General features: G+C 76.0%; 13 protein-coding genes. 8 read left to right on the top strand and 5 right to left on the bottom strand.

The window, feature by feature from the left end; all coding sequences use genetic code 11:
* From RLT57_RS11610 to RLT57_RS11600, 3 genes are read left to right on the top strand one after another with little or no spacing between them, the layout of a single operon-like run.
* Window positions 1-1692: a hypothetical protein gene (locus RLT57_RS11610; protein ID WP_311297313.1), complete on the top strand. Its 1692-nt coding sequence runs from the start codon at window positions 1-3 to the stop codon at window positions 1690-1692.
* Window positions 1689-2756 carry a protein kinase domain-containing protein gene (locus tag RLT57_RS11605; protein ID WP_311297312.1) on the top strand — a complete coding sequence of 356 codons (1068 nt, stop codon included), beginning with the start codon at window positions 1689-1691 and terminating at the stop codon, window positions 2754-2756. The genes RLT57_RS11610 and RLT57_RS11605 overlap by 4 nt, the downstream gene beginning before the upstream one ends.
* 32 nt (window positions 2757-2788) lie before the next feature.
* Window positions 2789-3061: a hypothetical protein gene (locus RLT57_RS11600; protein ID WP_311297311.1), complete on the top strand. Its 273-nt coding sequence runs from the start codon at window positions 2789-2791 to the stop codon at window positions 3059-3061.
* Between the two features lie 88 nt (window positions 3062-3149).
* On the opposite strand, the gene RLT57_RS11595 is transcribed toward RLT57_RS11600, so the two are convergent.
* The 4 genes from RLT57_RS11595 to RLT57_RS11580 form a co-directional block, all read right to left on the bottom strand.
* Window positions 3150-4346 carry an HTTM domain-containing protein gene (locus tag RLT57_RS11595; protein ID WP_311297310.1) on the bottom strand — a complete coding sequence of 399 codons (1197 nt, stop codon included), beginning with the start codon at window positions 4344-4346 and terminating at the stop codon, window positions 3150-3152.
* On the bottom strand, window positions 4336-5115 hold the full coding sequence (locus RLT57_RS11590; RefSeq protein ID WP_311297309.1) for a DUF5819 family protein: 780 nt from the start codon (window positions 5113-5115) through the stop codon (window positions 4336-4338). Before RLT57_RS11590 ends, RLT57_RS11595 begins: the two co-directional genes overlap by 11 nt.
* A gap of 129 nt (window positions 5116-5244) precedes the next feature.
* On the bottom strand, window positions 5245-6519 hold the full coding sequence (locus RLT57_RS11585) for an ice-binding family protein (RefSeq protein ID WP_311297308.1): 1275 nt from the start codon (window positions 6517-6519) through the stop codon (window positions 5245-5247).
* A gap of 476 nt (window positions 6520-6995) precedes the next feature.
* Complete coding sequence (locus RLT57_RS11580; protein ID WP_311297307.1) at window positions 6996-12581, bottom strand: CHAT domain-containing protein; 5586 nt, start codon at window positions 12579-12581, stop codon at window positions 6996-6998.
* A gap of 749 nt (window positions 12582-13330) precedes the next feature.
* Here RLT57_RS11580 and RLT57_RS11575 point away from each other — a divergent pair.
* From RLT57_RS11575 to RLT57_RS11555, 5 genes are all read left to right on the top strand, one after another.
* Window positions 13331-13717, top strand: a complete 387-nt coding sequence (locus tag RLT57_RS11575) for a hypothetical protein (RefSeq protein WP_311297306.1) — start codon at window positions 13331-13333, stop codon at window positions 13715-13717.
* 1 nt (window position 13718) lies between these two features.
* Window positions 13719-14405 (top strand): RES family NAD+ phosphorylase, encoded by a 687-nt coding sequence (locus RLT57_RS11570; protein ID WP_311297305.1) that lies wholly within the window; start codon window positions 13719-13721, stop codon window positions 14403-14405.
* Between the two features lie 323 nt (window positions 14406-14728).
* Window positions 14729-15418, top strand: a complete 690-nt coding sequence (locus tag RLT57_RS11565) for a vWA domain-containing protein (RefSeq protein ID WP_311297304.1) — start codon at window positions 14729-14731, stop codon at window positions 15416-15418.
* Between the two features lie 688 nt (window positions 15419-16106).
* The gene (locus tag RLT57_RS11560) at window positions 16107-16895 is read left to right on the top strand and encodes a protein phosphatase 2C domain-containing protein (RefSeq protein ID WP_311297303.1); all 789 of its coding nucleotides are present in this window, start codon (window positions 16107-16109) and stop codon (window positions 16893-16895) included.
* Window positions 16892-18580 carry a hypothetical protein gene (locus RLT57_RS11555; protein WP_311297302.1) on the top strand — a complete coding sequence of 563 codons (1689 nt, stop codon included), beginning with the start codon at window positions 16892-16894 and terminating at the stop codon, window positions 18578-18580. The genes RLT57_RS11560 and RLT57_RS11555 overlap by 4 nt, the downstream gene beginning before the upstream one ends.
* Window positions 18581-18591: 11 nt before the next feature.
* Here the strand turns inward: RLT57_RS11555 and RLT57_RS11550 are convergent, their stop codons facing one another.
* On the bottom strand, window positions 18592-19920 hold the full coding sequence (locus tag RLT57_RS11550) for a hypothetical protein (protein WP_311297301.1): 1329 nt from the start codon (window positions 19918-19920) through the stop codon (window positions 18592-18594).
* Between the last annotated feature and the right edge of the window lie 919 nt (window positions 19921-20839).

Below are 20839 nucleotides of genomic sequence, written 5' to 3'. Positions count from 1 at the left end.
ATGGGAGACCCTTTGGGCTTCGACGAGGTGCGGGCCATGGTGAACGAGGGGAGCCCCCCGGCGGACGGCCGCCCGCCCGGCCACGGGTACCTGGGCCCGCCGGCCGGCTACCCGCCGCAGCCGCCGGCTCCGCAGCAGCAGCAGTCGGCCGATTGGCAGGCCGCGCCGGACGACGGCCCGCAGCCCGTACCGGTCGACCTCCGGCGGCCGGCGCCGAACGAGGTCCGGAAGCCGGCCGTCCGGAGCTTCGTCGCGCAGATGAGCCTCGAGAAGGTGCCGGGCCAGGGCGAGGACGCCCCCGCGCTGGCCCGGACCTTCGACTACCCGGACACCCTGGTCGGCGTGGTCGGCGTCTGCGACGGCCTGGGCGGGGCCGGCAGCACGCCGGTGGAGACCAAGGACGGGCGGCGCAGCTCCGCGTACGTCGCCTCCCGGCTGGCGCTGTCCGCCGTACAAGCCCAGGTCGACCAGTACCTCGGCGCGGCGGGCCCGGTCTTCCACCCGGCGGCGGAGATGTCCGGCCAGGAGGCGGACCTGGCGCTCGACGCGTTCGTGGCGCACCTGGACCGGGAGATCCGGCACGCTCTGAGCGACTCCGGCACCGCGGCCACGCCCTCGTCGGGCAACCTGCGGAGCAAGCTCATCCGGCCGCTGCCGACCACCCTGGCCTTCGGCGTCCTGCGCGCCACGCCGCACCACCTGGTGCTGGACGCGGTCTGGGCCGGCGACTCCCGGGTCTACGTGTTCACCCCGCAGTACGGCCTCCAGCAGCTCACCCAGGACGACCTGAAGTCGGGGGGAGACGCGATGGCCAACCTGCTCGAGGACTCCCCCATGTCCAACCTGCTGTCCGCCGACGGCCGTTTCCACCTCAACCACCGGCGGGTGTGGCTGCCGGCCGGTCCCTGCCTCTTCCTGGCCGCGACCGACGGCTGCTTCGGCTACCTCCAGTCGCCGGCCCACTTCGAGCTCCTGCTGCTGAGGACGCTCATGGACACCTCCGACGGCCGGACCTGGGAGGAACGGCTCACCGCCGCCATCGGCGAGGTCACCGGTGACGACGCCACGCTCGCCGTGGTCGGGTGCGGGTGGCCCGACCCGGAGTCGGCCGGCCGACACCATGCCGTCGCCGAGCGGGAGCGGAGGCTGCTGCAGAAGGCCGCCGAAATGGAGGCGTACCGGCAGGAGCTCGACCGCCTCAACGTCGCGCTGGCCGAGGCGCAGCGCGGTCTCGCCGAGGCGCGGCTGACCCTGTGGGCGCGCTACCGCGCCAACCACGAGCACCTTTTGGGGAAGCCGGCGCAGCGGGTGGGGCCCCCGGCGCGGGGCGCGGGCGGCGGCTCCGGCCGCGCCCCGGCCGCCGACGCCGGCCCGGCTCCGGCTCCGGCTCCGGCTCCGGACTACGGTCCGGGTCCGGGTCCGGGTCCGGACTACGGTTCGGCTCCAGGTCCGGGTCCGGGTCCGGACCACGGTCCGGGTTCCGCTTCGGGCCGGGTCTACGGTCCGGGTCCGGTTCCGGATCCCGGCTACGGTCCGGATCCCGGCTACGGTCCGGATCCCGGCTACGGTCCGGATCCGCGGCCGGGCTACGGCCCCGGGCCAGGCCCGGGACCGCATCCCGGCTACGGTCCCGGTGCCGCTCCCGGCTCCGACATCGGACACAGCACCGGATACAGGGAAGGCCGACCGTGACGGAGACGCACATCGGCCCGTACCGCCTGGAGGCACCGTTCTCCACGGCGGGCGGCGGCCAGAGCCAGTGGACCTTCGCGGAGCGCGACGGCACGTCGTACTTCATCAAGCAGTTCCTCGCCCCCACCTATCCGCTGGAGGACGGTCCCGGCAGCGCCGCGGGCAAGGCGAAGAAGCGGTTGCGCTGCGAGCGGTTCGAGGCGCACCACATGACGATCGACCGGCTGCTGTCCCCGCTCAGCAGCGAGGGCGGCAACCTCGTCGTCGCCCGGGAGTTCTTCCGGTACGGCGCGCACTACTTCAAGGTCACCGACCGGGTGGACGCCGTCGAGCTGCCGCCGGAGTCGATCGCGGCCCAGCCCGTGGACCGCAGGCTGCTGCTGATGATGAGCGTGGCCCACAGCATCGGCCTGCTGCACGTCAACAGCCTGGTGCACGGCGACCTGAAGCCGGCGAACGTGCTCATCAAACAGACCGGACCCGACCGGTTCACCACCAAGCTGATCGACTTCGACAACTGCTTCCACGTCGGCGACGTGCCCGAGGTCGACGAGATCGTCGGCGACCCGGTGTACTACTCGCCGGAGATGATGGCGTACGTCACCGGGAACGGCCCCAAGGAGGCCCTCGGCCTGCCGTCCGACATCTTCGCCGCCGGACTGCTGTTCAGCCAGTACCTCACCGGAAAGCTGCCCACCGTCACCGGCGGCGGGTACATCGCCGAGGCGGTCGACAACGGCGGCACCCTCAAAATGCCCCCCGTCTCCGCCGAACTGGACAAGGCGGTCGCGGAGCTGATCGGGCGGATGCTCTCCCGGGCCGCGGCGGACCGGCCCACCGTCAAGGAGGTCCAGCAGTCGCTGAAGCTGCTGCGGAAGATGGACGGCTCCGGGCCGAGCCCGGCTCCCGCCCCGTCGTCTCCGGCGGCCGCGGCGGGCGCGGTGGGTGTGCTGCGCGGCAGGGGACTGGCCATCGCCCACGGCAAGGACGAGACGCCGCCCGGCGCCGGGACGGAAGGAGCGCTGCGGGGTTCGCTGCTCCGAAAAAAAGACTCCGGGGGCTGACCTCCCGCTGGCGGTGCGACCGGTGCGACTACGTGAACGCCGCGTCGGCCGCCGACTGCGCCGTCTGCCACACCGAGCCGCTGGACCGCCGGGCCGAGGGGGCCGCCCTCACCAGGGTGGGGGACCGCTGGGTCGAGGTCGTCGGCCGGGAGGGCGTCGCCTACGCGCTGGCCGCCCGCGCCCTGGAGGATTTGCTCCTGCCGGCGCAGCGGATGGTCGTACGCAAGCGGCGCCGCCGCCTCTTCGGCGGCTTCCGCCTGGTGGTCGGCATCAGCCCCCTGCATCCCGCGGGCCGTCAGTCCTGATCCCCGCGGCCCGCCCGCGGACCGGCACCGGCCCGCCCGCCGCCGCGTCCGCGCGGGCGGCCCGCGGGCCGGTGTCCGGCCCCGCGGCTCAACGGACCGGTTCGGCCTCGCGCGGCTGGGCCGGGACGACGGCCGCGCGGGGCGCGAGCGGCCGCCGCCGCAAGCGGCCGGCGGCGCGGCGGCAGCCGTCGGCGGCGGCACGGTAGAAGCGGTCCGGGATGAACGCCGCGTCGGCGATGATCATCGCCCCGGAGAACACCGGGAGGCCCATCAGCACGGCGATGCCCAGGTGCATGCCGAGCAGCAGGGCCAGCAGGACGTACTTGAGCCGGCTGAACAGGGCGAACGGGAAGGCCACCTGGATCAGGACGGCCAGGTAGCTGGAGACCGCGATGAACAGCGGGTAGCCGTCGACCAGGGTGGACAGCGCCGGCCAGGGCCGGAAGAGGTCGAGGTTCACCACGTAGTGCAGCGCGGTGCCGTTCTGCCAGGTGCCGCCCTGCACCTTGTACAGGCCGGCCGAGCCGTAGAGCAGGCAGACCTGGGCGGCGATGACGAACATCGCGCAGTTGTGCGCCGTGGTCACCAAGGACGTACGGACCTCGGCGAGCCGGCACCACAGGTCGCTCGACGCCCGGGACAGCGCCCAGCGGTCGGCCGCGCCGGTACGGGCCCGGCGAGCCTTTCTGCGGGCGTCCAGGGACCAGCGGCGGCCGCAGGCGGTCCCGGTGAGGTAGATGGACATCAGCAGCAGAAGGTTGTCCCCGCCGTCGGTCATGAAGACGGCCCGCGCGTGGAAGGCCGCGACCACGACCGCGAACAGCACCGAGGTCAGCCGGGTCCGCCAGCCGAGCAGGAACAGCGCGCAGACGGCGAGCGCGAACACGTAGCAGACGTTGAAGTACGCCCTGCCGTCCGACAGCGTCAGGAAGCTGAACCAGCCGGTCTCCCGGAACAGCGCGCGGGCCAGCGCCGGGGTCCAGGGCGCGTCGGGGCCCCAGATCTCCTCCCGGTGCGGGAACTCCCGCAGCAGGAAGGCGAGATAGCACAGCCCGTAGCCGATCCGCAGCGTCGCGGCCCCGTAGAGGGAGAACGGGTGCCGGGTGAGCGCGGTGAACAGGCGGTCCAGCCGGGAGTACGGGGCCCGCGCGGCGGGGGGCGCGGCCGTGGCGCCGGTCCCGGCGGCGCTTCCGGCGCCGATGGTCCCTCCCGTGGTCCCTCCGGTGGTCGCGTGGGGGCGGCCGGCCGCGGTGGGCACGGCGGTCGACGGCTGGTCAGTGGTCATGGCTGGTCACCTTCCACCAGGGCAGCACCCGGGTCTGGACGGCCGTCGGCGGGGTGCGCAGCCGGTGGCCTGTCGCGTCGTATCCGGCCACCGGGGTGGTGCGCACCCGGAGCTGGATCCCGGCGTACGTACCGGGGCGGGCCGCGGTGAGCCGGTCCACGGCGATGTTCCGCAGGTACTCCTGCCACATGACGGCGCGGTCGGAGTAGGCGATGTCGCCGGTGCCGTGGGACTCGAGGTAGCCGGTCCACGCCCGGCGCAGCATGTTCTGCGCGGTGTGGCTCGGGAAGGGGTCGTGCCGGACGGCGGCGTTGTCGATCGCGGTCAGGTCGAGCCAGTCGCCGACCTGCCGCGCGCCGCCGGCCGAGGTGCGTACCGCGCGTACCGAGACCTGCGGCTGCGCCGACTCCGGGTCGGGGGCGAACAGCCGCCAGTTCTGCTCGAAGAACGGGTAGACCCAGCCCTGGATCTGCCGCGCGTAGCGCTGCGAGAGCTGGTTCGCCGGTGCCACGTGCAGGAAAAGGAGGAACACGTGGATCAGGGCGACCACCACCAGGACGGCCGCGCCGACTCTGCTCGCGTGCCGTAGCGGCGCCGGCGGCTCCGCGGGCCCGCCGGGGATGTCGGGCGGCGGACGGTCCGGGCCCGCGGTGGGCGGCTCGGGCGCGGCGCCGTCCGGGGTGCCCGGCCGGACCCGGTCGCCCGGCCCTGTCGGCCGCGCCGGTCCGCCGCTGCCCCGCAGCAGGTCTGTCGGGCCAGTCGATTCCATTCCGGCCCCTCCTTTCACGACTCTTCCGCTGGACTTCGCGCGCCGGCCGCACTCGGGCCGGACGCCGGACGCCGGGCGGCGTGCGGCGGATGGTCCTCCGCCGCACGCCGCCGGTGGTGCCCGCCGGTCTCAGTACTGCTGGACCGGCACCTCGTACTGCTGCTTCCGCTCGTCGCCGTGCTGCGCGTAGGCGCTGTCCTCGTCGCTGCGGCCGTACGACGGGGCCGGCTGGTGCGGCTTCTCGTCGCAGTCCTTCTTCACCGGCTTGTGCGGCTTGGGGTGGGGCTTGGGGTGCGGCGCGCAGTACGCGCAGCCGTGGCCGCCGCCGGTGATCCCGCCGATGGTGGTGCCCCCGATGGTGGTCCCGCCGGTCGTGGTGGCACCGGTGGTGCCGCCGGTGGTGGTGCCGCCCGTCGTGCCGGTGGTGGTACCGCCTGTGGTGATCCCGCCGAGGAGGCCGCCGGTGGTGGTCCCGCCGGTGATCACACCGCCGAGGAGGCCGCCGAGGAGGCCGCCGGTGGTGCCGCCCGTGGTCGTTCCGGAGGTCGTGGTCCCCGTCGTGCCGCCGGTCGTGCCGCCGGTCGTGCCGCCGGTCGTGGTGGCACCGGTGGTGCCGCCCGTGGTGGTGGTGCCCGTCGTCCCGCCGGTCGTGGTGCCGCCGGTGGTCGCGCCGCCGCACGTGGGCCGGGTGATGGCGTTGGTGTCCAGCGTCACCGAGCCGTTGCGGGCCAGGGCGCGGCCCGTGATGGACGCGCCGGTGTTCAGCCCGGTCGAGGTCAGCGCCATGATGGTGCCGATGAACGTGGTGTCGGTGCCGAGGGTGGCCGAACTGCCGATCTGCCAGAAGACGTTGCACGGCGAGGCACCGTTGACGAGCAGTACCCGGCTGGCGCTCGCGGTGGTCAGCGTCGAGCCGATCTGGAAGACCCAGACCGCGTTCGGGTCACCGGCGGCGTCCAGCGTGAGGGTGCCGGTGAGACCGATCGAGGACGCCGCGTTGTAGACGCCGGGCGCCAGCGTCAGACCGCCGAGGTCGCCGGAGATGCTGGCGTCCGGCGCCTGGCCGGCGGCGTTGTCGTACGCCGTGGTCAGGTCGGTCTGGGCCTGGAGCGCCACCGCGTCGGCGGAGTGGGTCGTCCCGTTCACCTGGCCGGGCGGGAAACCGCTGATCGCCGTCCCCGGACTCACGCCCAGGTCACCGGTGATCACCGACGGGCCCGTGTTGGTCACCGACTGGCCGGCCAGCACCGCGAAGCTGTCGGCGGTACCGAGCGGCACGGCGGTGGCGATCGCGTTCGCCTGCGTCGGGGTGACCGCGACGGCGGTGCCCGCGATCAGTACGACCGAGGCGATCGACGTGGAAATGGCACGCCAACGAGGCACGCCACGGATGTTCGATTTCATCGATGGGCCTACTCCTGTTGGGGAAATGGACGTCCCTCGGCGATCGCTGTGCGCACGGCGAATCGCCGATCAGCTCTTGCCGTCAGCAGGCCGGGATCCTCGGAATCGGAACCCTTGGCGGCCCGGGGGAAGAGACAGCAGCCAAGGTAGGTCGTATGAACAACGACGTTATGACGCATCCGGGTGAATCCCGTCGCGACCTCCGGACGGCGCAGTCCCGGATCGGCATATGCTCAGGTCACAGGCTCGTGATCGGCCGAATTCGGATCATCTGCGCCACGCCCGGGAATGACCTGGACGGCGGCGCGGCCGTTTTCGTGTCCCCCGGCTTCCTTTTCCTCCGGCCCCGTGGGGAATTCCCGCCCACCGGTGCGCCGCTTCTGCCCGGTCCCCCGGCCCGGAAAACCGCGGCCGCCGACCGGAGTGGGCCGCGGTGTTCGGGGGAGGGCCGCGGTATCGGGGACGGGTGCGGGCGGTTATCGGCCGTGGTGGGTGAAGGAGGCCCAGACATCGAGGTCGGCGAACGGGCGTTCCGGGGTGTCCGGGGTCGCGGCGGTGAGGGCGGACAGGCCGGGCGGCGGCACGCGGTGCGGGTCGAGCATCCAGAGCTGGGCCGCGCGCAGGGCGTCCGCGGGCCGGGCGCCGCGGTCGAGGTGGTGGTGGTAGACGCACATCAGCAGCGAGGTGCGGGGGTCGTCGACGACGGACCAGCGGGAGCCGACGACGGCCACCGCACCCGCGCTCAGGAAGGCGGTGGACAGCGTCAGCGCCTCGTCGTGGTCGCTGAGGGCGAGGTCGCTGACGCAGTTGGCGAGGGTCACCACGCCGCCGGGAGCGCCCGGATCCCGGTCGCGGGCCCCGGCGAGCAGGTCGGCGACGGTCAGTGACTCGGTGGCGGTGAGGCGCAGCCGGGAGTCGGCCGGGGTGGCGCCGGTGTCCGCGTGGCAGTTGACGTACACGAGGGCCGCGCTGGTGGCGCCGCGGCCGGGCAGGTAGGGGCCGACGGCGGCGCGGGTGGCGGGCAGTGGCGCAGGCCCGGCCCAGCGGCCGTCCGCCTCCGGCCGCCAGCCGGGGTCGCCCACCACGACGGACTGCGGGTACAGGAGGGTGCGCAGCAGCCGGACCTCCCGGTGCATCGCCGCGGAGCCGCCCGGGTCCACCACCAGCACGGCCGGACCGGCGCCGACCGGCAGCCGGCGCCGGTCGGCGACGTCGATGAGCTGCCGGGAGGTGGCGCAGTACGACAGGACGGCGCGCTGGCAGGCGTAGGTGAGGGCGTACGCCCGGGACGGCGGGGTGCCGGGCGGCGCCGGGCAGCGGGCGGCGTGCCAGGGGACCAGGCCGAGCGCGCCGACCGGTGCCAGCACCAGCCGCGGGAGCCGGCCGGGCCACGACCGCGCGGCGTGGGCGACCAGTTCGTTCATCACCGCCTCTCCCGCCCACCCGCACAGGGTGTCCAGCGAGCGGCGCCAGGCCCGTTCCCGCTCGGCGAGCTCGACCTCGTGGAGGGTGTGCATCACCGGCGGATCGGCCGGCGCGGGACGGTTCTCCGGCCGCCCGAGGTCCTGGAACGCCCGCAGCGCGTCCGCGTACGCCGCCAACGGCCCCGGCCCGGCCGTCGCGCCGGCGAGGCCGGGCAGCTCCAGCAGGCGTACGGTGCCGGTCGCGGTGACCAGGACGGCGTGTCCGGGGCCGTCGTCGCCGGGTACCAGGTGCACCAGCGCGTCGGCGCCGACCCGGCGCAGCGCCCGGCCGACCCGGGCGGGCGTCGGGGCGGACAGCAGCCGCCGTTCCGCCGCGCTGCCGGTGAGGGCCTCCAGCACCCGGCGCCGCAGGTCGTCGGGGATCAGGGCGTCCCGCGCCGCGGTCGGCAGGCTCTCCCACTCGTCGGCGAGCCCGCCGTGGCCGGCGTCCCGCAGCAGCCCAGGGACGGTCGCGCTGACCGTCGCCGCGTTGAGCACCAGGCCGCGGCCGAGCTCCAGCGCCTCGACCGCCGCCTCGGGCAGGCCGTCCTCAAGGCACCAGCGCACCAGCCGCAGCATGTCGGGCCCCACCGCGCGGGCCGCCTCCAGCGCGTGGGAGGTCCCGGTCTGGAGCAGTACGGAACGCCCGTGCGCGGTGAGCACGGACTTGGCCGTGTCCCGTGACCGCCGCCGGGCGCCGTCCCGCGGCCCGTACGCGCGGTACGCCTCCGCGAGCGTCCGGGCGAGCGCGGCGGCGAACGGGTCGCCGGGCGCGGGGGCGACCGCGAGCCGGGCCTCTTCCAGGGCGGCGACGGAGGCGTCGAGGTCCCCGGTTCCGCCGCCAGGGTGCCCGCTTCCTCCGCGCTCCCGGTGCCGGGCCAGCAGCAGCCACCCCAGCCCGTACAGACAGCGGGCGCGGGCCCCGTGGAACCCGTGGCCGTCCTGCCCGGCGGCTTCCCGCAGGAGCGCGACGGCGCGGTCGGTGCCGGTGGTCCCGGGGCGGGCGGCGGCGGGTCGCGCGGCGGGGCGGCCCACGGGTCCGGCCGCATCCACCGACGGGCCTCCGCCGCTGCCGTGGGCGGCGCCTGGGGTGTTCGTGCCGGCGGTACGGGGGTGGGCCGCGTCGGGGCGTGCGGGCGCGGCCGGACTCCCGCCCGGGAACCCGGCTCCGGTGCCGCCGCCCGCCGGGCCCTCGTCGCCGGCGGCCCGGTCGGCGGCCCGGTCGGCGGCCCGGTCGGCCGCGCGGAGGGCGGCGGCGGCGCGCAGGAGGAGGGCCGGGCGGTGGGCGCTGTCCGGCGGGCAGTCGCGGGCGGCGCCGACGGCTGTCTCCGCGGCGGCGCGGGCGGCGGCCGGGTCGGCCGCGCGGACGGCCTGTCGGAGGGTGTACCGGGCCAGTTCGCCGCGGACGGCGGGCAGCCGGTGGTGGCCGCGGGGGAGCAGGTCCGCGGCGGTCCGCAGGCGGTGCAGGGCTTCCGGCGGGACGTCGTCGGCGCCGTCCTCGGGGCCCGGACCGCGCAGGCGGTACAGCAGGAGGCCCGTGGCGCCCGCGGCGGCGAGGAGTTCGGCGGGGAAGGCGCGCGGCGCGGCGCCGGTCGGCCGGAAGAGCTCGGACAGGCCGTCGGCGCTGTCCGCGAGCAGCGCCGGCAGGGAGGGGTGGTCGGCGCCCGCCGGGACACCGGCCAGCAGCCGCTCGTAGGCGTCGTGGGCCGCTTCCAGGTCGGCGTGGTCGCCGAGGAGCAGGTGGCGGTCGAGTAGCAGGCCGGCGAGCAGCGCGGCACACCGGTCGGCGAGGAGGCGCGAGCGCGGATCGGGTCCCGTACCGTCGCCGGGCGTGGGCGTGGGCGTGGGCGTGGGCGTGGGCGTGGGCGTGGGCGGGGGCGTGAGCGGGGCCGCGGCCGCGCGGGCTTGGGCGATCGCGGCGGCCAGGTCGGCGCCGTCGCGCTCCCGCAGCCAGCGGTGGTAGTGCGCCAGGGCGAGGGTCGCCGCGGACCGCGGTCCGGCGTCGGCGCGTACCCGTTCCAGGACCCGGCCCACCGGCACGGCGAAGGGGTCGGGCGAGCCGTCACCGAGCAGCACGGCGGCGCCGGGGTCCGGCTCGTCGTCGTAACGCCCGCCTGTGCGGGGCGCGGTGAGCGGGCCGGGCGCGGCGGACTCGCCGGTCGGGCCAGGCCCGTCGGTGCCGGCGGCGGGCCCGGCGTCCGCCGGGGGCCGGGCGCGCTCCGGTGCGGTGGGGCCGGGATCCGCGGTGAGATCGGGGTCCGCGGTGGAGCCGGGAGCCGGGACGCCCTGGTCGCCCGGTGTCCCGTGCGGACCGTGACCGGCGCCCAGGAAGACGCGGAAGGCGGCCAGCGGGTCCGTCCGGACCGTCCCCGCGAGGACGCCCCGGAGCAGAGTCGTGGCGGTCGAGTCGGGCGGGAGGAGCACGACGGCTTCGCGGAGGGCGGCGAGAGCCGCGGTCCGCTCGGCGAAGGCGGCCTCGCCGCGGTGGTCGAGCTCTCTGCCGAACACGCCCGACAGCATGAGGATGATCGCCTTGCCCGTCCGGTCCACACCTGGCAGGTGCCGGGCGGACCGGTACAGCGGCAGCTGCCAGCGGCGCAGGTCGGCCGTCTCCAGGATGCCGCCGGGCGAGCGGACCGCGGCCAGCAGAGCGGAGAGGAAGACGTAGTACGGCTGCTGCTCGACGGTCTCCGCGTCCAGCATCCCGCTGAGGAGCTGCAGGTCGTCCTCGACACCGGCGAACCCGCTGACGTCGGGGAGGCCGGGGGCGGCGGGGTCCGCGTGCGCGATCTCGAAGGGCGCGCTGAACCAGACGGTGTACATCAGCGCCATGGCGAAGATCCCCGTCAGATCCTGGTCGCGGTACAGGTCGCCGCCCGGGACCAGCCGTTCCAGCACCACCCGCAGCATCCGGACGGCCTCCCGCAGCACGGGGAGCCGGACCTCCGGCAGGCCCGCCGTGAAGTCCATGAACTGCGCGGTGCCCAGCGCGGCGGCGGCGCCCAGGTACAGCTCGTCCTGGAAGCGGTACAGGCCCGTCCCGGTCCGCAGCAGGCCGATCGCCGCGCGGACGTCGGCGGCGGCGCGGGGCGCGACGGCCGCCAGAGCCTGCGACGGGTCCTGGCGGCCGGAGGTCAGCACGTGCCGGCTGATGCCGTACAGGTGAGGGGAGAAACCGCGCAGCGCCCGCTGGACCAGCATGATCCCGGTCTTCAGCACGTACTCGCCGCGGTCGCCGTCGTCCGGGTCGAACAGCCGCAGGAGTTCCTGCGCGCGGGTGATCAGCAGGTCGAGGCCGGCGTCGTCGAGCAGGTTCTCCGACAGCTGCATCCAGCGGAGTTCCACGACCCACTCCAGGACCAGCAGGTACTCCGTGCCGGGCGCCGCGGTGGCCAGGGCCGGTTCGAGGAGGGCGAGGGCGGCGGTCCGGTCGGTACCCGGGGCGGGGTCGCCGGCTGCCGGGTCCCCGGTGCCGCGCCTCGACCGTTCGGCCAGGAGCAGTCCGAGTCTGAGCCGGATCCGCGGCCGGGCCTGCGGATTGAGCCCCGGGTGGTCCAGTGCGCGGCGGTAGGCGTCGTCGGCGGCGCGCTGACCGGCCGGTGACGGAGCGTACCCGCACAGTGAGTCGGCCACGTCCGTCCCCAACTCCGCGGCCCGACCGCCGTCTTCGCCGCGGTCGTCGAGCAGCGGCCGTAACAGGGCGAGCAGCTCGGTGAGTTCGCCGGCCGCTTGGTCGGCGGAGACCGGGGTACCCCGCGCGTCGAGGCGTTTGTAGTGGTCGCCGCGCTCCGTCAGGCTGAGGACGACGAGGTCCATGACCACCGCGGTGTGCACCTCCGGCTCCAGGTCGGCGGGTTCCCCGGCCGGGCGGGACGCCTCGGCGGTGTGCGCGGCCCTCAGGTGGACCACGGCGGCGGCACGGTCGGCGACGGCCGCTGCGGTGGCGTGGTGCGGGCCGCGGCCGCGCTGTCCCAGGGCCAGGCCCAGATAGGCGTGGCAGGTCGCGGGCCGCGGGGCGAGGTCGGCGTCGGGTCCCTGGAGGATCGGCGCCAGCAGCGCGATGGCGCGGTCGCGGTCCCGGGCGGCGTCGGCCGCCCGGCCGTCGGTACCGTGCAGGTACTGCCAGCGGGTGACGAGTTCGTCGGCCAGCTGGCAAGTGGCGTCCACCAGGCCGGCGCGGCCCCATCCGTCGTCGCCGTAGCTGCCCGCGGGGGCGGCGGCGCGCTCCAACCAGGCGATGCCGGTGTCGAGTTCGCGCGGATCGCCGAGGACGTCCCGGCGCAGCGCGGCGGTCAGCGCGGACAGCAGGCACAGCCGCCGGTAACCGCCGGCCGCCGGGCCGGACGCGAGCAGCCGGCCGAGCAGCTCGTCGGGTTCGGCGAGGCGGACGCGCAGCGTGTCCGCCAGTTCCGCGTCCTCGGCCCCGGCGTCCGCCGCCGCCTGCACGGCCTCGTACGCCTCGTCGACGAGCGCCGCGGCGAGTTGGGTGTCCGCCTCCCGCCGCTCGGGCGATCCGGCGGGGAACTGGGCGGCGTACGCGCCCAGCGCCGCCACCCGTTCGCTGTCGGATCGGCCCGCCGGGTCTTCGGCACGGCTCATGCTCTGCTCCCCCTGTCGCGACGGCCGGCCCGCAGGACCGGCCCGATCGACCCCACCGCATCCGTCGCACCCACCGCACCCGGCAGGTCCGATCCGTACCCACCGCGCCCGGCCCGGTCCAGCCGCCCCGGTCCGTCCCGGAAGCCGTCCGAACCCGGCCGTACCGGCCTGGTTCGGCCGTACCGGCCTGTTCCTGAAGCTGCCCGCACCCGACCGCATCGGCCCGGTCGGCTCCGCCGGGCCGCGGCGCCCTGCCGCACGCGGTCCCCCCTCGGGCCGCACACCCGGATTCACGGTCCCGCCCTACGGCGGAATTCCGCCGCCCGCGCCGGATCCGCGGTGCGGCGGTGTCGCCCGGCGTATCCCCGTGAGGGGCGATTGCACCGACGATGACAGCTGACTACTCTTCGGCGCAAGCCACTTCAGCGGTTTCCGGGGGGAAACATGGAACAAGCCGAACAAGCGATCCTCGAACTACTCTTCCGCGATCCCGAGGAATTACGCCGCCGGCTCTCGGAAGCCGACCGGCGGCAACTCGACTTTCTGCTCGGCCTCTACTCCGACGGCGGAGACGAGCGCCGGATCATCGCGGTCTCCCGGGCCGTGGCCGCCCATCTCCTGCTCAGGCTGCCCCAGGCGCTACGGGAACGGGCCGAGCGCCGGTTCGCACCCTCGATCCGGGGGCCGGCCAGCCGCACCTGCGGCTGGCCGCCCGCTACGCACCGGTCGGCGCCCTCGGGACACCCGCGGTGGCGGCCGGCGGCAGCGGCGGCCTCAGCCCGGACGGGATCTTCCGGGCGGTCGCGGCACGGCTGCTCGCCGCGCCCGCGCTGACCCCGGCGCAGCTGCGCCGCCTGCCCGCCGGCGCCGACCCGGACCACCCGCACCTGATCCGGCTATGCCTGGACGGCGCGCCCGTGCAACTGCCCGCGTTCCAGTTCGACGGCCAGGGGCGGGCCGAAGCCGTGGTGCTGCGGGTCAACGAGATGCTCGACGCGGCCCGGGACCCCTGGGGCGTCGCCGACTGGTGGCTCGGCCCCGACCCCTGGCTGGCGGCGCCGCCGGCGGATCTGCTGCGCCGCGGACTCGACGCCCGGCTGGTCGCCGCGGCGGGCACCGTACGCGAGGAGGTCTGAGATGAGCCGTGGTGACACGCTGCCCGAGAAGGGCACCGCCGACGCGCGACCGGTGACGTACCGGGCGGGCGAGCTGTTCTACCGGGTGCACTCCCGCGATTACCCCGCCCACGCGTTCAACCGCCGGGAGCAGGACCCGCACTTCGGCGGCAACCGGTTCGGCAGTACGGGCAACGACCGCTACTCCTACCTCTACGCGGCGCCCGAGCAGCGCACCGCGGTGGCCGAGACGCTGCTGCGCGGCGTGCGGTTCGGGCCGGACGGCAAGCGACTGCTGCCCTACGCGTGGCTGGCGGACCGGCTGCTGTCCCAGGTGCGCCTGGCCCGGGACGTGGAACTGGTGTCGCTGGTCAGCACCCCGGACCTGTCGGCGGTCCAGCAGGAGGACTACTGGCTGGTGCACTCCGCGGCCACCGAGTACGCCTTCACCCGGCGCTGGGGGCACTGGCTGCGCGCGGAGGCGTCGTGGGCCGACGGCTTCGTCTGGGTGTCCCACCAGGACATGCCGGCGAAGGCACTGGTGCTGTTCGGCGCGGAGAGCGGGGACGAGCACACCTTCACCACCACCGGGGAGCCGCCGATCGCGCTGGACGGCGACGCCGGCGTGGACTGGCTGAACGGGATCCTGCGGGACTACCACGTGACCGTGGGCCCGCGCACGCCGGCCGCCGCCCCGGGGGGCCACTGACCCCGCCGGAGGGCCACCGGTCCGGCCCGCGCCCTGCCCGCGCCCGCTCCCCGGGCGCGGGCAGGGCTTTTTCCGGGCGTGATCCGGGTGTTTCCCGGGTGATTCACGCAGAGTTGTCCGGCTGGCGGTCGGCCGCCGGCCGCGGTGCCATACTCGTTTCCAGGTTCCGGCTCGCCGAGCTGCCGGGACAAGCCGTTCGGTTCTTTCCGGATCCGTGATCCCCGACCGGGGGTATCCGCCGGAATTCCGCCGCGTTTCGCGCTGGCCCGTATTCTTCTTCCTGCCGTTTTTCCCGGCGAACTCACAGAAGGCGATGGTGTGCCATGTCCACATTCTCCGATGTGGAAAGGCCCGCGGTCTTTCCGGTCTGCCTGGTCCTGGACGTCTCCTACTCCATGCAGGGCCCGCCGCTGACCGCGGTCAACGCGGCCCTGCGCGAGATCAAGCAGGTCATCCTCGACGACCCCGCCACCGGCGAGATCGCCCGGCTGGCGGTGGTCACATTCTCCGACCGGGCGGAGGTCGTCTTGCCGCTGACCGACCTGCAGTACGCGAACCCGCCGCAGCTGGCCCCGCAGGGCGGCACCAACTTCGCCGAGGGCCTGCGGGTCGCCCGGCAGTGCCTGCGCGAGGGCATCTCCGGCCTCGGCAAGGGCGCCCGCTACCACCGCCCGGTCGTCTTCTTCGTCAGCGACGGCGAGCACAACGCGCAGGACGACTGGACCGTCCCGTTCAAGGAGTTGACCGCCCGCGCGGACAAGTACGGCGCGGAGGTGGTGAGTTTCGGCTTCGGGCAGGCCAACCAGCGGGTGATCAAGGAGGTCTCGACCCGCTTCTCCTTCTTCGCCAAGGACACCGACCCGGCCGCGGCGGTCCGCGAGATCCTCAAGACGGTCCTGATGAGCATCCGGACCACCTCCGGCTCGTTCGCCTCGGCCACGGGCGGGATGCTGTCGGTGCCGCACAACTCCGCCGCGCTCACCCCGCTGCCGCTGCCCGAGCTCGAGGTGTGACCCGGTGGCCCGGTTCTGGTCCTGGTTCGGTTTCGGAAAGGAGCTTGCCGGCGGCCCCGGCGGCCCCGGCGACGCACCGGCGCCGGCCGCGGACACCCCCGTGGCGGTGGACGGCCCGGCCGGGTCCGGCGCCGCCACGGGGGGCGGCGCCGGACCCGGCGGACCGCCGGCGCCGGGCGACACCGCGGTGAGTCCCGCGCGACCGGAGGCCGACGGGCGGCGGGAGGCCGGGGCGCCGGCGGGGTCGACCGGCGTGCCGGGGACGGGCGGGTCGGCGGAGCCGGGGCAGTGGCCGGAGGCCGACGCGCCGCAGGAGCGGGCCGGCGTGCGGGGGCTCGGCGAACCGCCGGGGTCCGGCCGTTCAGGGGGGCCCGGTCTGCCGCCGGAGGCCGCTGTGCGGCCGGGGGACACTACCGCGCCGGCGGAGGCGACCGGCGTGCGGGGGCTCGGCGAACCGCCGGGGTCCGGCCGTTCAGGGGGGCCCGGTCTGCCGCCGGAGACCGGGCAGCCAGCAAAGTCCGGTCCGCCGCCGGAGACGGACGGGCCGGAGCCCGGCCTGCCTGCGGCGGCCTCCGCGGCCTCCGGGGTGGTCGAACCGGCGTCCCCCGGCGCCTCTTTCGCGGAGCTGCCCACGGGGGCACCGCGGATCGGGGAGCTCGGCCGGGGGCCGGTTCCCGTGCTCGCGGCCGTGGCCACCGGGCTGCCCGGACTGCGGGCCGACGGCGGGCTCCTCGGCGGGCGCTGGGTGGCCGCCGCGAGCCTGGCCGGCCAGGCGCACCTGCGGGGCGGGACCACCCCGCAGGACGCGTACCAGTACACCGTCACCGACGACGGGTCCGCGCTGGTGCTCGCGGTCTGCGACGGCCTCGGCTCCCGGCCGCGCACCGCGCAGATCGGCGCGGTGCTGCTCGCCGACCGGATCTGCGCGGAGGCGTCCGCCATCACCGCCGGGCAGCTCGCGGCCGACCCGCGGCGGGCGCTGCGCGGCGCGCTGTCGCGGGCCTCGGCCGCGGTGGCCGGGTACCGGGCCGCGGTGCTGCCCGCCTTCGGTGACGCCGACCTGAGCTGCACGGCGGCCTTGTGTCTGCTGCCGCTGGCCGGCGGCGGGGGCTGGGCGGCCAAGGTCGGCGACTGCGCGGTGCTGACCTTCTCGGGCGGTGAGTGGGGCACCGTCTTCGGCGAGCAGGAGGGGCCGCTCAACATGGTCTCCGGATCCCTGCCGCACCCCGAGCCCGACCGGGTCACCGAGTACGCGCCGGTCGGCGCCGTGCCGTCCGGCCTGGTGGTGCTGGCCACCGACGGGCTCGCCGAGGACGTGTTCAGCTCGCCCGGCGTACGGGACTGGCTCGCCGGGCGCTGGTCCGTACCCTGCGGCGCCGCGCGGATGGCGGACTCGCTGCGCTACCGGCGGCGGGGCTCGCACGACGACCGGACCGCGCTGGTGGTGTGGCCGCCGGCCGCGGAGGCCGGCGGATGAGCGCCGTCAACGGGCGTACGGGGGTCCGCTACCGCGTCGACGACGCGCCGCTGGACGAGACCGGCGGGCAGTCGGTGCTGTACCTGTGCGACGACCCGGCCGGCCGGCGGCGGGTGTACAAGCGGTACAAGCTGCCGCTGGCCGACCGGGCCGAGGTGGCGCAGCTCGGCCGGCTGGCCACCACCGGCCGGGAGGTCGTACGCCGCGCCGAAGGCCCCGACGGCAAGGGGGAGTTGGCCCGCACCCCGGAGTCCAGCGTGAACTGGCCGATCGACCTGGTGGACGGGCCCGGCGGCACCCTGGCCGGGGTCGTACTGCCGCTGATCCCGGACTCGTTCATGCGGGACGACCGCAAGGGCAGCCGCAGACCGCGGACGCTGGACTTCCACAAGGCGTGGGTCGCCGACCCGCCGACCGCCCGCACCCGGGTCGGCGTGCTGGTCCGGGTGTGCGACGTCTTCGACTACCTGGACCAGCAGCAGCTGGTGCACGGCGACGTGTCCTGGAAGAACATCGTCTGGCGCGGCGACGACCCGCACGCCTACCTGATCGACTGCGACGGCCTGCGCCCGCGCAGCCCGCTGCCCGCCTCCGCGCCCAGCACCCCGGAGTGGCGGGATCCGCGGCTCGTCGTGCGGACCGTCCCGTCCCACGACCACTTCAGCGACCGGTACGCGCTGGCGCTGGTGCTGTACCGGGTGCTGTTCCTGAACCCCGGCGGCCCGCGGTGGCGGGTGCCGGGACGCGAGTGGATCACCGCGGCCAACTACCCGGACCGGCTCGCCCCGCGGCTGCGGGACCTGTTCTCGCGGGCCTTCGACGACCCGGCGGCGACCACCGGCCGGCCGACGGCGGCGGCGTGGCGGGCCGCGCTGCTGGACACGTTCATGCCGGGCGGGTCCGCCTACCGGGCCGACGCGCTGTGGGTGCTCGACGAGTACGCCAACACCCACCACCGGACGACGTTCACACCCCCGGGGCAGGGGCCGGCCGGGCCGGGGACGGCGACCACGCGGATCACCCCGGCCCAGCAGATCACGCAGATCATCCCGATCACGACGGCCGCGCCGCTCCCGCAGACCACCAAAACCACGACGGCCGCGCAGGCCGCGCCGTTCCCGCAGGCCGCCAGGCCGCCGACCCGGCGGACGACCGGTGGAGCCGCCGGGCGGACCGCCCCGCCGCCCACCCGGTCCCCGGTCCGGCGGACGCCTCCGCCGGCCACCCGGCGGTGGGCGCGGGGCCTGGGCTGGACGGCGGCGGCGCTCGCCCTGATCGGCCTGCTCGGCGCCGGCGCGTACCTCTGGCACCGGCAGGAGACGGCGGCGCCCGCCGCCGTCACACCGCCGGCGGCCGGCGCCCCGGCGGCCCCGGCGCCCTGCCCCGCGGCGGCCGACGCCGGCCTCCCGGCGGACCAGCGCTCCCACGCCGTACTCGTGCACCACTACACGACCGCCCTGCACGACATCACCTTGTGCCGTACGGCCTACGGAAACGTCTACTACCACGGCGTCTGGCGGGACCCGGCGAAGAAGGGCGCGGTCACGCTGCCCGCGACCGCGCTGCCCGGCGGCGGCTGGGAGGCCGCCAACGGCCCCTACCGCTACATCGTCGAGCGCGGCTGGGTAACGGTCGCCCACACCGGGCGGCCCACCAAGCGGTACCGGATTACGGGGTCGCGGTGAGCGGCCGGGGGTCAGCCGCGGGGGAGCGCGGCGTCGGGGCGGTGGCCGGTGAGGGTGTCCAGGACGGCCGCCGCCACGTCCGCGTCACGGATGGCGAGGTGCACCGCCCAGCCGGGGTCGGTGGCCAGCGCCGGGGCCATGGCGGCGAGCATCGTCTCCAGACTGGTGCGCGGGTCCAGGCCGCCGCGCCCCGCGCCGAGCAGCGGCAGGGCGATCGACCGCAGCGGGACGCCGCCGGTGCGACGCTCCTCGCGGGCCTGCTCGAAGACCCGGCGGACGGCGGCGGCCACCACCCACGGCGGGGTCTCGTAGCGGTCGGTGCCGGGCAGCGGGGCGGCGATCGCCGCGTGGTAGATCCGCCGCACCCCGCGCGCGGCCAGCTCGCCGGGGGAGGTGGCGACCACCGTGCCGGGCGCCACCGGCAGTCCGGGGGAGCCGAACCGCTCGACCCACGCGGTCAGCTGACGGGCGATCAGGTCGTCCAGGATGCGGCCCGCGGCGTCCTTGCGGGCGCCGGCCCGGCGCACGCTGCCGGAGACCGTGCTGCGGAAGGTCTTGGACATCTCGAAGTACGTGTTCTCCGACGAGACCAGGACGTCGACGCCGGAGAGCAGCTCGATCGACGAGACGTGCAGGGTGATCCGCACGGTGCCGTGCGGGAAGGCGACCGGCACCACCGTGCGCCCCGCCCCCAGCTGGCTGGCCGGGGCCGGGGCGGTGCCGTCCGGCGGGCCCGCGTGGGCGGCACCGGCCGCGCCGGCCGCGGGGGTGGGAATCCGTGGCGCGCCCGGGACCGCCGGAGGGGTGCGGTCCCGGGCGCCGGGCGGCAGCGCGAGCACGGCGGTGGCCATCTCACGCAGCACCAGCTTCTCCTGGTGCTTGCGGAAGCGCTCTGCGCCGACCCCGAAGACGTCGGCGGCGCGCTCCCGGCGGAGTTTGGCGGACAGGTCGCGGGTGTCGGGGCCCAGCCCGAAGGTGTGCAGGGCGGCCGGCCGCAGCCGTTCGCCCTCCAGGCTCTGCGCCGCCCGCCGTAACAGCCCCTCCACCGCGACCGGTCCGGCCTCGCGCCGCGGCGCCCCCGGCGTTCCCGGTGCGCCCGCCTCTGCCGCCCTCGCGGCCCCCGGCGTTCCCGGTGCGCCCGCCTCTGCCGCCCTCGCGGCCCCCGGCGCCGCGCCCGCCTCCGCCGCTCCCCCTTCCCCACCGGCCGCGTGCCGCGCCGCCGCCGCGTAGAGGGCCGGCAGGTCCAGCTCCCGCAGCCGCAGCAGCCCCTTGGCCCGTACCGCCGCCAACTCGGCGACCAGCGCCTGCCAGGGGGCGGCGTCGTCGTGCGTACTCGTCATGCCCCCAGCATGGGAGCGCGGTGCCGGGCGGGCAACCGAAAAGGCGGTGCCCGGCGCCCCGGCGCACGCCGCCGGACACCGCGCGGCGCCCGCTGTGCGGCCCCGGGGGTCGTTGGTGCGGCGGGCCACGCGATGCGTTGATCACGATTACCCGGTGTGCGGGGATATCCCCTCGCTCATCTCCTCTCCGTTCGGCCTTCGCCTGGCCGTGGACACGGCAACCTCACAACCGACGACCGTCAAGTCTGGTTGCGGGTTCTTTTCGGCCGGCAGCGAGGTTGCGCACGTGTCGTGGGGGATGAGGGGGACGGGGACGTATGGGTGGGTCGCGTTTCATGTACGTGTCTCGTGACCTGAGCAGGTCCCCGGGGACGGGCCACGCCGGGCTGACGGCGCCGGTGCGGCCGGTGTCCCCCTCGGAGGGACCGGTTCGCCGCGAAGACCGGCGGCCGGAAAGAGACCGCCGGCCGGGGGCCGGCGGGAACCCGGGCAGCGGCGGGGGCCGCGGGCGCGGCGGGGGCCGCGGGCGCGGCGGGGCCGGAGGGGACCGAGCTCCGTATCGGCTGGCGGCTGATCGGCGCCGACAACCGTGAGCCGGGCCGCAGCGCCACCACCTTCGACGACGTCGACCGGTGCCAGGCCGCGGTGGTCGGGCTGCCAGAGCGGTTCGAGCAGGCGCGGGCGCGGTTCACCATGTCCGACGCGTCGGGCACCTGGACGTGGCGGCTCTTGCTCGGGGGCCCGAGGTCACGGTGTCCGGGCGGACCTACCAGCGGCAGCGCGAGTGTCAGCACAGCCTCGGGCTGTTCCTCGCCGCCGTGCCGTGGCCCAGGCCAGCGAGGTCGTCCCGCACCGGCCGCGGCTGCGCGGCCTGCAACTGCCGGGCCCGGCGCGGGAGAGCCGCGAGCGCCGGACGCGC

The organism is Streptomyces sp. ITFR-21 (assembly GCF_031844685.1).
Taxonomy (GTDB): Bacteria; Actinomycetota; Actinomycetes; order Streptomycetales; family Streptomycetaceae; genus Actinacidiphila.
The sequence above is the reverse complement of the archived record's forward strand: the minus strand, read 5'-3'. Positions and strand labels throughout refer to the sequence as shown.

Coding starts and splice junctions, on each gene's coding strand:
- RLT57_RS11610 (WP_311297313.1), top strand. CDS start 1: ATGGGAGACCCTTTGGGCTTCGACGAGGTGCGGGCCATGGTGAACGAG.
- RLT57_RS11595 (WP_311297310.1), bottom strand. CDS start 4,346: ATGACCACTGACCAGCCGTCGACCGCCGTGCCCACCGCGGCCGGCCGC.
- RLT57_RS11590 (WP_311297309.1), bottom strand. CDS start 5,115: ATGGAATCGACTGGCCCGACAGACCTGCTGCGGGGCAGCGGCGGACCG.
- RLT57_RS11585 (WP_311297308.1), bottom strand. CDS start 6,519: ATGAAATCGAACATCCGTGGCGTGCCTCGTTGGCGTGCCATTTCCACG.
- RLT57_RS11580 (WP_311297307.1), bottom strand. CDS start 12,581: ATGAGCCGTGCCGAAGACCCGGCGGGCCGATCCGACAGCGAACGGGTG.
- RLT57_RS11570 (WP_311297305.1), top strand. CDS start 13,719: ATGAGCCGTGGTGACACGCTGCCCGAGAAGGGCACCGCCGACGCGCGA.
- RLT57_RS11565 (WP_311297304.1), top strand. CDS start 14,729: ATGTCCACATTCTCCGATGTGGAAAGGCCCGCGGTCTTTCCGGTCTGC.
- RLT57_RS11555 (WP_311297302.1), top strand. CDS start 16,892: ATGAGCGCCGTCAACGGGCGTACGGGGGTCCGCTACCGCGTCGACGAC.
- RLT57_RS11550 (WP_311297301.1), bottom strand. CDS start 19,920: ATGACGAGTACGCACGACGACGCCGCCCCCTGGCAGGCGCTGGTCGCC.